Here is an 11,806-nt window from a genome sequence, read left to right on the forward strand (position 1 = left end):
GCGGAAGCCGGGCGACCGTACGCGGCACCTGCCGGACCGTCTCGACGGCGGGGTCACCGCGGTCTGTGCCGAACCGGGCCGGAAGGGTTCCGGCCCGGGGCGCCCGGCCGCCCGCGTCCCGGCGGAAAGGGAACCGCCTTCCTGGGAGGGGCGCCGGAGCGGAGGGTGCCACCCGGCCGTGGCCGACCGGGCCGTCACCCACACCGCCGGGGCCGGCCCGGCCGGCCCCGCTCCGCCCCGTCCGGCCGGTGACGCGGTCCGGTGCGGTCCACCGCTCACGCCGGGGTGCTGTCCGTCCCGGAGGCGCAGGGGCGGTGATGTCCCAGGCGAACCGTGCCGTGGAGGCGGAGCTTCCGCGTCCACCGGACCGACCGGTCGAGGAACCTCCGGAGGCCCGGGGCAGCGCCCCCCGAGGATGCGCGCGCGGGTACGGCCGGAAGGGGCGGGGTGGCGGCGGTGATCCGGACGGAGGCGCGGGGCCGGCCGCCGGCCCGTGCCGGGGTGCCGGGCGGGGGCGCCGTGCCGGGCCGTTCCGTACGGTTGCCGGGCTCGGCGGCGGGCCTGCACCACAGACCACGGGCGGCCGGGACGCCCGGCCGGGCGAGCGGGCCGGACCCGCCCCGGGGGCCGGCCTAGCGGGGGGCGCTGCGGCCCACGATCGTGCCCGCACGGTCGATGCAGACGACGTCGACCACGACCGGTGCGCCGCGCAGGACGGACAGCGCCTGGTCCCGGGCGGCCTCCGCGACCCGGTCGCCCAGGGGGACGCCCCGGGCGGCGCAGAGCTGGAGGGCCGCCAGGCCCGTGTTGGCGCCGGCGACCTCGGCGGCGAGGGACTCGTCGGCGCCCACCTCGCGGGCCAGGTCCGCGAGGAGCGCCTTGTCGACCTGGGAGCGTGCCGAGTGCAGGTCCAGGTGGCCCGCCGCCAGCTTGGACAGCTTCGCGAAGCCGCCGCAGATGGTCAGCCGGTCCACCGGGTGGCGGCGGACGTACTTCAGTACGGCGCCCGCGAAGTCGCCCATGTCGAGGAGGGCGTCCTCCGGCAGGCCGTACAGGGAGGCGACGGTCCTCTCGGAGGTCGACCCCGTGCATCCCGCGACATGGGTGCGGCCCGCGGCGCGCGCCACGTCCACGCCGCGGCGGATGGAGTCGATCCACGCGGAGCACGAGTACGGGACGACGATCCCGGTCGTGCCGAGGATGGACAGGCCGCCGAGGATGCCGAGGCGCCCGTTCCACGTGGAACGGGCGATCTCCTCGCCGTTGTCCACGGAGACGGTGACCTCCACGTCGCCGGTGCCGCCGTGCGCGGCGGCGACCCGTGCCACGTGGTCGCGGATCATCTGCCGCGGCACCGGATTGATGGCGGGCTCCCCCACGTCGAGGGGCAGGCCCGGCCGGGTGACGGTGCCGACGCCGGATCCGGCGCGGAAGACGACGCCGGATCCGGGCGGCAGCAGCCGTACCGTCGAGCGGACGAGCGCCCCGTGCGTCACGTCCGGGTCGTCACCGGCGTCCTTCACGACGCCCGCCATCGCGTACGAGCCGCCGTGCTCCTCCGCGGCGAGCGCGAAGGCCGGGGTCTGCCCCCTCGGCAGGGTGATCGTCACCGGATCGGGGAAGTCCCCGGTCAGCAACGCGGTGTAGGCGGCGGTGGCGGCCGCCGTCGCGCAGGCACCGGTCGTCCAGCCGGGCCGCAGACCGGTGTGCTTGAGTTGGGCGCTGCGCCCCCCGCTCGTACTCATGGACGGTGTCCCATGCATGTGTTGATCCTCGGCGGCACGACCGAGGGCCGTCGCCTGGCGGAGACGCTGGACGCGGACGGCGTCCGGGTGACCAGTTCGCTCGCGGGCCGGGTGGCCGGTCCGAAGCCGCTGCCGGGCCGGGTGAGGGTGGGCGGCTTCGGCGGTGCCGACGGTCTGGCCCGCTGGGTGCGGGAGCACCAGGTGGACGCGGTCATCGACGCCACTCACCCTTTCGCCGGGACGATCAGTTTCAACGCGGCGCGGGCCGCCGCCGTGTCCCATGTTCCCCTGCTCGCCCTGCGGCGCCCCGGGTGGACCCCTGTGGAGGGCGACGTCTGGCACCCGGTCGCGTCCCTGGAGGAGGCGGCGGGCACCGTGGGGCGGCTGGGACGCAGGGCGTTCCTGACCACCGGGCGCATGGGACTGGCGGCGTTCGCGGACGTACCCGGTGTGTGGTTCCTGGTCCGCTCGGTGGACCCGCCCGAGCCCCCGCATCCGGCGCGGATGGAGGTCCTGCTCGACCGGGGGCCCTTCACGCTGGACGGGGAGCGGGAGATCCTGCGGACGCACCGGATCGACGTGCTGGTCACCAAGGACAGCGGCGGCGCGGCCACGGCCCCGAAGCTGACGGCCGCCCGCGAGGCCGGCGTGCCGGTGGTGATGGTCCGCCGGCCGCCCGTCCCCGACGGCGTCCCGGTCGCGGCGACGGTCGAGGAGGCCGCGGCATGGGTGGCGGCCGGTTGACCGGCCGGGCGGCGCGGGGCTCCCGCGCCGCCGGCGGCCGGGTGGCGCAGGAGATCCGGCCGTCGCCCTGTCCGGCCGGCGCCCCTCAGGTGCCGCTCGGCGGCTTCTCCGGGTACCGCCGCGGCGTCCACGCCACCGTGGCCCCGTCGCCGCGCCGTACGGCCTGCGTCTGGGAGGAGCCGATCAGCAGCAGCGTCCGCATGTCGACCTCGGCCGGGTCCAGGTCGGCGAGCGGCAGGACCCGGACGGACTCCTCCGGACCGCCCACGTCCCGCGCGACGACGACCGGGGTGTCGGGGGCGCGCAGCTCCAGCAGGAGCTCGCGGGCCTTGCCCACCTGCCACGTACGGCTGCGCGAACCGGGGTTGTACAGCGCCAGCACCAGGTCGGCGGCGGTCGCCGCGCGCAGGCGCTCCGCGATGACCTCCCAGGGCTTGAGCCGGTCCGACAGGGAGATCGTGGCGTAGTCGTGGCCCAGCGGCGCGCCCGCCTTCGCCGCGGCCGCGTTGGCCGCGGTCACGCCCGGCAGGACGCGCACCGGCACGTCCGCGTACCGTTCCTGCGACGCGGCCTCCAGGACCGCCGTCGCCATGGCGAACACCCCCGGGTCGCCGCCCGAGACGACCGCCACGCGCCGTCCGCGGCGCGCCAGGTCCAGGGCGAACTCGGCCCGCTCCGCCTCCACCTTGTTGTCGGAGCCGTGCCGCAGCTGGCCCGGCCGCACCGGCACCCGCTCCAGGTACGTCGTGTAGCCCACCAGGTCGGTCGCCGAGGCGAGCGCGCCGCGGCTCTCCGGCGTCAGCCACTGCGGGCCCGCCGGGCCGGTGCCGACGACGACCACCTCGCCCCGCTCGGGCTCGGCCGGACCGGTGTCGACGCGGGACGGCAGCACCGCCACCGAGAAGTACGGCACCGAGCCGGAGTCCACGTCGGCGAGGGCCGCCGTGCGCCGGCCCTCCATGGTGGCGCGCTCCACGTAGTGGGCGTCCGCGAGCCGGCCCGTGCGCTCCAGGGCGCGGCGCACCGCGGGGAACGTCCGGCCCAGTTTCATCACCACCGCCGAGTCGGCTGCCGCGAGACGGGCCGTCAGTTCGTCCTCGGGCAGGGTGCCCGGAATGATCGTCAAGGTCTCCTCGGCCTCCACCAGCGGTTTGCCGATGGTCGCCGCGGCGGCGCTGACGGAGGTGACGCCCGGGACGACCTCGGTCTCGTAGCGGTGGGCGAGGCGCTTGTGCATGTGCTGGTACGAGCCGTAGAACAGCGGGTCGCCCTCGGCGAGCACCGCCACCGTCCGGCCCGCGTCGAGGTGCGCGGCGAGCCGCGCCGACGCCTCCTCGTAGAAGTCGTTCAACGCGCCCCGATAGCCGCCGGGATGGTCCGTCGTCTCCACCGTGAGCGGGTAGACCAACCGCTCCTCGACGTGGTCCTCGCGGATGTGCTCCGCCGCGATGGACCGGGCGATGGACCGGCCGTGCCGGGCGCAGTGGTAGGCGACGACGTCCGCCCGGCGGATGGCCTCCACCGCCCGCAGCGTCATCAGCGACGGGTCGCCCGGGCCGAGACCGACGCCGTAGAGCTTGCCGGCCCCCGCGGTCCCGTCGACGGTTTCACGTGAAACGCGCGCGCTCATTCCGCCTCGCTCGCGATCGCGTTGACCGCCGCGGCGGCCATGGCGCTGCCGCCGCGCCGGCCCCGTACGACGATGTGGTCGAGGTCGGAGGCGGCCAGGGCGTCCTTGGACTCGGCGGCGCCGATGAACCCGACCGGTATGCCGAGCACCGCCGCCGGGCGGGGCGCGCCGTCGCGGACCATCTCCAGCAGCCGGAACAGGGCGGTGGGCGCGTTGCCGATCGCCACGACCGCGCCCTCCAGCCGGTCGCGCCACAGCTCCAGGGCCGCCGCGCTGCGCGTCGTGCCCAGTTCGGCGGCGAGGTCCGGTACGGACGGGTCCGAGAGGGTGCAGACCACCTCGTTGTCGGCGGGGAGCCGCTTGCGGGTGACGCCGCTGGCGACCATCTGCGCGTCGCACAGGATCGGCGCGCCCGAGCGGAGCGCGGCGCGGGCGCGGGAGACGACCTCCGGCGTGTAGGCGAGGTCCCGGACGAGGTCGACCATGCCGCAGGCGTGGATCATCCGCACGGCGACCTGGCTGACGTCGGCGGGCAGCCCCGCGAGATCCGCTTCGGCGCGGATCGTGGCAAAGGACTGGCGGTAGATCTCCGCGCCGTCCTTCTCGTAGTCGAACACTGTGCTCCCGCTCATCTCTGTGCCTGTGCGTCGTCGTTGTCTCGTCGGGTCCGTACGGTGATGTCGTACGTGCCGTCTCCGGTGGCCAGTACGTCCACCCAGTCGCCCTGCGGATGGCCGCACCGCCGCTCGCACCCGGACCAGTGCGCGGGCGTCCCGGGCGCCACGTCCAGCGGCCGGGCGTCCGCCCGCACGTCCGCCAGCGCCTTGCCGCAGCCCGGCCGCCCCGTGCAGGCGGTGACCGTCAGCCAGGGCGAGCCGGGGCGGGTGAGGTACCCGGCGCCGTCCAGGGCCGCGAGCCGCTCCTCCGCCGCCGCGCGACCGGGCAGGCCCGCCACGACGAAGCCCCGCCACGGCGTCACCCGCACCTCGCCGGCGGGCCTCTCCGCCAGGGCGCGGAACTGCTCGCTGCCGACCCTCCCCAGCGGAGCCACGACCGCCACGGCACCCTCGCCGACCAGGCCGGGCTCCGGCGGCGCGGACACCGGCGGCGCCTCCGCCGGGGTCGGCGACGCGGCCACTCCGGCAGCGTCCAGACGCTCCGCCACCGCGGTCCGCACGGACCCGCCGGGCAGTTCGGCCACCCGCCAGGCGCCCGTGCCGGCCTCCCGGGCCGCCGCCAGGAACGCCTCCGCGGCGGCCAGCGCGGCCCGCGGGGCGTCCCGCGCGGCCACCCGCCAGGCCAGGCCCCCGATCCGTACCAGGGCGCGGTCCCCCGGCTCTGCGAGCAACGTCACATCGCCGCCCAGCCCGGCCACGTCCCCGCGCCCGTCGTCCACGGCGAACAGGAAGCGCCCGGACAGGCCCGTCGTCCAGGGCGCGGCGCACAGCAGCGCGTCGAGTTCCCGCGCCCACGCCAGGGCGTCCCCGAGGCCCAGCTCGTCCAGTCCGCACAGAGGCGAGACGACCATGTTCCGCACCCGCTCGTGCGCCGCCGACGGCAGCAGTCCCGCCTCGCCGAGCAGCTCCGCGAGGGCGAGGCCGCAGTCGTCGGGAAGGCCGCGCAGGTCGATGTTGCCGCGTGAGGTGACGCCGATCCGGCCGTCGCCCAGCCGGTCCGCCGCGTCGGCCAGGGCGCCCACCTGCCGGGGCGTCAGGACTCCGGTGGGGAGCCGCAGCCGGGCCAGACCGCCGTCGTCCGCGCGGTGCAGGCGCAGAGCGCCGGGGCACGCGTCGGCACGGTCGCGGACACGGTCCCGTATGGGGTTTTCGCCCCCGTTCCGGGGCTTTGAGCGGCTGGGCGGCATGGCGGCGAGCATACGCGCAGCCTCTACTATGCAGACGGCACAGGGTCCCAGGGCCCTAGGGAGGAAGCCCGGTGCGAGTCCGGCGCGGTCCCGCCACTGTGAGCAGGACCCTCCCGGGCCCGCGAGTCAGGAACTCCCGCCACCCACGACCACCCGGGGCGAGGACACCCCGAGGAAGGCCCGGCACGCCGTGATCCTGCTGCTGTCGCACTCCGACACCGACCTGCTGAGCGCCCGCGCGGCCGGCGGTCCGGTCGAGTACCGGTTCGCCAACCCCGCACGCCTCCCCGTCGACGAACTGCCCGGTCTGCTCGACGGCGCCGACCTCGTCGTCGTGCGCCTCCTCGGCGGGCTGCGGGCCTGGGAGGAGGGCATCGACCTGCTCCGCGCCCAGGACCGCCCCGTCGTCTTCCTCACCGGCGAACAGGCGCCGGACGCGCAGCTGATGGCGGCGTCCACCGTCCCCATCGGCGTCGCCACCGAGGCGCACGCCTACCTCGCCCACGGCGGCCCGGACAACCTGGAGCAGCTCGCCCGGTTCCTCTCCGACACGGTCCTGCTCACCGGCCACGGCTTCGACCCGCCGGCCGCCGCCCCCACCTGGGGCCCCCTGGAGCGCACCCCCCGCACCACCGACGGCCCGACCGTCGCCGTGCTCTACTACCGCGCCCACCACATGAGCGGCAACACCGCCTTCGTCGGCGCCCTGTGCGACGCCGTCGAGGACGCCGGCGGCCGCGCCCTGCCGCTGTACGTCGCGTCCCTGCGCGCCCCCGAGCCGGAGCTGCTCGACCGGCTGCGCGGCGCCGACGCGATCGTCACCACCGTTCTCGCCGCCGGCGGCACCAAGCCCGCCGAGGCCCAGGCCGGGGGCGACGAGGAGGCGTGGGACGCGGGCGCGCTCGCCGCCCTCGACGTGCCCGTCCTCCAGGCGCTGTGCCTCACCGGGTCGCGCGCCGACTGGGAGGGGAACGACGAGGGCCTGTCCCCGCTCGACGCGGCCAACCAGGTCGCCGTCCCCGAGTTCGACGGGCGGCTCATCACCGTGCCGTTCTCCTTCAAGGAGATCGACGAGGACGGCCTGCCCGCGTACGTCCCCGACCCCGAGCGCGCGGCCCGCGTCGCCGGGATCGCCGTCCGCCACGCCCGGCTGCGGCACATCCCGAACGCCGAGAAGCGCCTGGCACTGGTCCTCTCCGCGTACCCGACGAAGCACTCCCGCATCGGCAACGCCGTCGGCCTCGACACGCCCGCCTCCGCCGTCGCCCTGCTGCGCCGGCTGCGCGAGGAGGGGTACGACTTCGGCGACGAGGAGGTGCCGGGCCTCGCGTCCGGCGACGGCGACGAGCTGATCTACGCGCTCATCGAGGCCGGCGGCCACGATCAGGACTGGCTCACCGAGGAGCAGCTCGCCCGCAACCCGGTCCGCATCCCGGCCGCCGACTACCGGCGCTGGTTCGCGACCCTGCCGGAGGAGCTGCGCTCGGCCGTCGAGGAGCACTGGGGCCCGCCGCCCGGCGAGATGTTCCTCGACCGGTCCCGCAACCCCGAGGGCGACATCGTCCTCGCCGCGCTGCGCCGCGGGAACCTGCTGGTCCTCATCCAGCCGCCGCGCGGCTTCGGCGAGAACCCGATCGCGATCTACCACGACCCGGACCTGCCGCCCTCCCACCACTACCTGGCCGCCTACCGCTGGATCGCCACCCCCGCGTCGGACGGCGGCTTCGGCGCCGACGCCATGGTCCACCTCGGCAAGCACGGCAACCTGGAGTGGCTGCCCGGCAAGAACGCCGGCCTGTCCGCCGCCTGCGGCCCCGACGCGGCCCTCGGCGACCTGCCGCTGGTCTACCCCTTCCTCGTCAACGACCCGGGCGAGGGCACCCAGGCCAAGCGCCGCGCCCACGCCACGCTGATCGACCACCTGGTGCCGCCGATGGCCCGCGCCGACTCGTACGGCGACATCGCGCGCCTGGAGCAGCTGCTCGACGAGTACGCGCAGATCTCCTCCATGGACCCGGCGAAGCTGCCCGCCATCCGCGCGCAGATCTGGACCCTCATCCAGGCCGCCCGCCTCGACCACGACCTCGGCCTGGAGGACCGGCCCGACGACGACGGGTTCGACGACTTCCTCCTGCACGTCGACGGCTGGCTGTGCGAGGTGAAGGACGCGCAGATCCGCGACGGCCTGCACGTCCTCGGTACCGCCCCGACCGGGCCCGAGCGGGTCAACCTGGTCCTGTCCATCCTGCGCGCCCGCCAGATCTGGGGCGGCACGCAGGCCCTGCCCGGCCTGCGCGAGGCGCTCGGCCTGGACGAGTCCGCCGCGACCCGCACCACCGCCGACGAGGCCGAGGCGAAGGCCCGTGCCCTGGTGGAGGCCATGGAGGCCGCCGGCTGGGACCCGGCCGCGGTGGCCGGTGTGGCGGAGGGGCACGGCGAGCAGGTCGCCGCCGTCCTCGACTTCGCCGCCCGGCAGGTCGTGCCGCGCCTCGACGGGACGACCGCCGAGCTGGACCACGCCGTGCACGCGCTGAACGGCGGCTTCGTGCCCGCCGGCCCCTCCGGATCCCCGCTGCGCGGCCTGGTCAACGTCCTGCCGACCGGACGGAACTTCTACTCCGTCGACCCCAAGGCCGTCCCCTCGCGCCTCGCCTGGGAGACCGGGCAGGCCCTCGCCGACTCGCTGCTGGAGCGGTACCGCGCCGACAACGGCGAGTGGCCCACCTCGGTCGGCCTGTCGCTGTGGGGCACCAGCGCGATGCGCACCAGCGGCGACGACGTCGCGGAGGCGCTCGCCCTGCTGGGCGTCCGCCCCGTCTGGGACGACGCCTCGCGCCGGGTCAACGGCCTGGAGCCGATCCCGCTCGCCGAGCTCGGCCGCCCCCGCGTCGACGTGACGCTGCGCATCTCCGGCTTCTTCCGCGACGCGTTCCCGCACACGATCGGGCTGCTGGACGACGCGGTGCGGCTCGTCGCCTCGCTGGACGAGCCGGAGACGGAGAACTTCGTCCGCGCCCACGCGCAGGCCGACCTGGCCGAGCACGGCGACGAGCGGCGCGCCACCACCCGCATCTTCGGCTCCCGCCCCGGCACGTACGGCGCCGGCATCCTCCAGCTGATCGACTCCCGCGACTGGCGCACCGACGCGGACCTCGCCGAGGTGTACACGGTGTGGGGCGGCTTCGCGTACGGCCGCGGCCTGGACGGGCGGCCCGCGCGCGAGGAGATGGAGACGGCGTACCGGCGGATCGCCGTGGCCGCGAAGAACACGGACACGCGCGAGCACGACATCGCGGACTCCGACGACTACTTCCAGTACCACGGCGGCATGGTCGCCACCGTCCGCGCGCTGCGCGGCACGGCGCCCGAGGCGTACATCGGCGACTCCACCCGCCCGGAGACGGTGCGCACGCGGACGCTGGTCGAGGAGACGTCCCGGGTGTTCCGCGCCCGCGTCGTCAACCCCCGCTGGATCGAGGCGATGCGCCGCCACGGCTACAAGGGCGCCTTCGAGCTGGCCGCCACCGTCGACTACCTCTTCGGGTACGACGCCACGACCGGTGTCGTCGCCGACTGGATGTACGACAAGCTGGCCGAGACGTACGTCCTCGACCCGGAGAACCGCGCCTTCCTGCAGGAGGCCAACCCGTGGGCCCTGCACGGCATCGCGGAGCGGCTCCTGGAGGCCGAGTCCCGCGGCATGTGGGCCAAGCCGGACCCGCGGATCCTGGAGGAGCTGAAGCAGGCGTACCTGGAGACCGAGGGCGACCTGGAGGGCGGGGACGACCAGTAGGGGCCGGACGCGCCGGTGCGCCCCGGTCCGGGCGTGCCGGCGCAACCGCACCGCCCCCGTCCCGCCCGGCCCCGGACCGCGCCGCGGCCGGCCGGGGCGCGGTGAGGCGGCCGGGGCGGGCCCGGAACCGTCCCCGGCGCGGCCGGAGGCCCCCGCGGCACGTGCGTCCGTGACCGGGCGGACCCCGGACGCACGTCCGTGGGGCCCCTCGCCTCCGGCGGGCAGTCCCTCAGTCCTCGCCCAGGACGATGTGCCATTCCTGCGCCGCCGGGTCCTCGGGTTCTCTGCCCAGGCGGGCCGGTCTGCACGTGCGGACTCTGCCCGGGACGTCCGGGAAGAGCGATATGGGCTGGGGGGAAGCGGGCGCCTGGGCGCCGCCGACACCGGCGGCCGTTTCCGTACTCATGGCGACCGAGTACCCACGGTGCGTCACCGAAACGGAAAAGCCGGTGCCCTCCGCCCTTCCGTTCCGTACGGTGGGCCCACGTGGAACCCCTCTCCGAGAAACAGATCCGCGCGTCCTTCGTGAACTGCTCCAAGGGCGACGCGGCCCGCCTCAGGCTGCCGGCCGACTTCGCCGACCTCCCCTGGGGCGACCTGGACTTCCTCGGCTGGCGCGACCCCGGCGCCCCCTTGCGCGCACACGTCGTCCTCCCGCCGGACGCCGTGCCCGGCGCGGACGGCCCGGTGGGGATCGGCCTGCGGGTGCCGGAGAAGGCCCGTACCAGTGCCGTGAAGTCGAGCCTGTGCCGGATCTGCCTCACCGGGCACGCCTCCTCCGGCGTCACGCTGCTCGCCGCGCCGCGCGCCGGCGCCTCCGGCCGCGACGGCAACACCGTCGGCACCTACGTCTGCTCCGACCTCGCCTGCTCGCTGTACGTGCGCGGACGGCGGCAGCCCTCGCTCCGCACCCGCCACGAGGAGTCGCTCGGGGTGGAGGAGCGGATCGACCGGCTGCGGGCCAACCTCCTCGCGTTCGTGGAGAACGTCCTGCTGCCGTCCGCCCCGTGACCGCCGGGGGCGGCGCGGGGCCGGGAGGCCGGTGCCGGGGCGGACGACGGACCGGAGCCTTCCCCGCCGCCCGCCGCCCGCCGCGTCGGTGCCGGGACCGCCGGACCGCTCCGCCTGCGGTGGCCCCGGCGGCCCCACCGGAGCCAGTGTGGGGCAGGTGTGCGAACTGGCCGGAAACCGCTCGACCCGCCCGGGGCGGCGCTCCTAGGCTCGGGCGCAGGGCATCGCGTGCCGGTCACCGGCCGGGTGAGGCATGGAGGTGCCCGTGAGATGCCCGATGGAGGCATTCCACCGTGTCGGTAGAGCTCAACCACACCATCGTCGCCGCGAAGGACAGGCGGGAGTCCGCCGAGTTCCTCGCCCGCGTCCTCGGACTGGAGGTCGGCCCCGAACTGGGGCCGTTCCTGCCGGTGCAGACCGCCAACGGGGTCACCCTCGACTTCGCGACGGTCCCCGAGGAGCACATCACCAGGCAGCACTACGCGTTCCTCGTCTCGGAGGCCGAGTTCGACGCGGCCTTCGAGCGGATCCGGCAGGAGGACATCCCCTACTGGGCCGATCCGCACCAGGAGCGGCCCGGCGAGATCAACCGCAACGACGGCGGACGCGGACTGTACTTCCTGGACCCGTCCGGCCATGCCATGGAGATCCTCACCCGCCCGTACGGCAGCGGGGGCGACCCGGCTTCCTGAGTCGCGGCCCCGGGCCCGCCGCCCGGCCCGCGCCCGGGCTCCGGCCGCCCGGCGCCGGACCCGCGTCCCCCGGCCTCCCAAGGCAGAACGGCTAGCGGGCCGCGCGCCGTACCGCCCACAGGGCCGCGGCGGCCGCGCACGCCGCACCGACCAGGACGGCGGGCATCAGCGAACCGGGCGACGGCACGCCGCCGGCCGCCGCCGCCCGCACCGTGGCGGGCCCGGGCGCTTCGGACACGACGGCGGGCGGGGCCGCGCTCCGGGCGGACGCACGGGCGGAGGNGGGGGACGGGGCGCCGGACCCGGCGGCCCGTCCCCCNCCTCCTC

The 11,806-nt window shown here is 76.1% G+C and carries 9 protein-coding genes and 1 riboswitch; of the genes, 4 read left to right on the top strand and 5 right to left on the bottom strand.

The genetic code is table 11. The annotated features are described in order from the left end of the window. Positions 1-632: 632 nt before the first annotated feature. Positions 633-1,745 (bottom strand): cobalt-precorrin-5B (C(1))-methyltransferase, encoded by a 1,113-nt coding sequence (locus MW084_RS14525; RefSeq protein WP_010467985.1) that lies wholly within the window; start codon positions 1,743-1,745, stop codon positions 633-635. A gap of 12 nt (positions 1,746-1,757) precedes the next feature. Between MW084_RS14525 and MW084_RS14530 the strand changes: the two genes are divergently transcribed. Further along, positions 1,758-2,489: a cobalt-precorrin-6A reductase gene (locus MW084_RS14530; RefSeq protein ID WP_029553231.1), complete on the top strand. Its 732-nt coding sequence runs from the start codon at positions 1,758-1,760 to the stop codon at positions 2,487-2,489. Between the two features lie 85 nt (positions 2,490-2,574). On the opposite strand, the gene MW084_RS14535 is transcribed toward MW084_RS14530, so the two are convergent. From MW084_RS14535 to MW084_RS14545, 3 genes are read right to left on the bottom strand one after another with little or no spacing between them, the layout of a single operon-like run. Beyond that, positions 2,575-4,119, bottom strand: coding sequence for a precorrin-2 C(20)-methyltransferase (locus MW084_RS14535; protein ID WP_010467989.1), 1,545 nt, complete (start codon positions 4,117-4,119; stop codon positions 2,575-2,577). Then, a complete protein-coding gene (locus MW084_RS14540; protein ID WP_078571296.1) occupies positions 4,116-4,751 on the bottom strand; it encodes a precorrin-8X methylmutase in 636 nt (211 codons plus the stop codon). Before MW084_RS14540 ends, MW084_RS14535 begins: the two co-directional genes overlap by 4 nt. Then, positions 4,748-5,995, bottom strand: coding sequence for a cobalamin biosynthesis protein CobG (locus MW084_RS14545; RefSeq protein WP_010467993.1), 1,248 nt, complete (start codon positions 5,993-5,995; stop codon positions 4,748-4,750). Before MW084_RS14545 ends, MW084_RS14540 begins: the two co-directional genes overlap by 4 nt. 48 nt (positions 5,996-6,043) lie before the next feature. Next, positions 6,044-6,119, top strand: a riboswitch (cobalamin riboswitch). Positions 6,120-6,173: 54 nt separating this feature from the next. Between MW084_RS14545 and cobN the strand changes: the two genes are divergently transcribed. Continuing rightward, complete coding sequence (gene cobN, locus MW084_RS14550) at positions 6,174-9,776, top strand: cobaltochelatase subunit CobN (protein WP_010467994.1); 3,603 nt, start codon at positions 6,174-6,176, stop codon at positions 9,774-9,776. Positions 9,777-10,005: 229 nt separating this feature from the next. Here the strand turns inward: cobN and MW084_RS14555 are convergent, their stop codons facing one another. After that, positions 10,006-10,182: a hypothetical protein gene (locus MW084_RS14555; RefSeq protein WP_158684292.1), complete on the bottom strand. Its 177-nt coding sequence runs from the start codon at positions 10,180-10,182 to the stop codon at positions 10,006-10,008. Positions 10,183-10,262: 80 nt separating this feature from the next. Between MW084_RS14555 and MW084_RS14560 the strand changes: the two genes are divergently transcribed. Both MW084_RS14560 and MW084_RS14565 read left to right on the top strand, forming a co-directional pair. Beyond that, a complete protein-coding gene (locus MW084_RS14560; RefSeq protein ID WP_010467998.1) occupies positions 10,263-10,787 on the top strand; it encodes an FBP domain-containing protein in 525 nt (174 codons plus the stop codon). 293 nt (positions 10,788-11,080) lie between these two features. Continuing rightward, positions 11,081-11,479: a VOC family protein gene (locus MW084_RS14565; RefSeq protein ID WP_010468000.1), complete on the top strand. Its 399-nt coding sequence runs from the start codon at positions 11,081-11,083 to the stop codon at positions 11,477-11,479. The last annotated feature ends 327 nt before the right edge of the window (positions 11,480-11,806 follow it).

Origin of the sequence: Streptomyces sudanensis (genome assembly GCF_023614315.1) — a bacterium.
In the GTDB taxonomy this organism is placed as follows: Bacteria; Actinomycetota; Actinomycetes; order Streptomycetales; family Streptomycetaceae; genus Streptomyces; species Streptomyces sudanensis.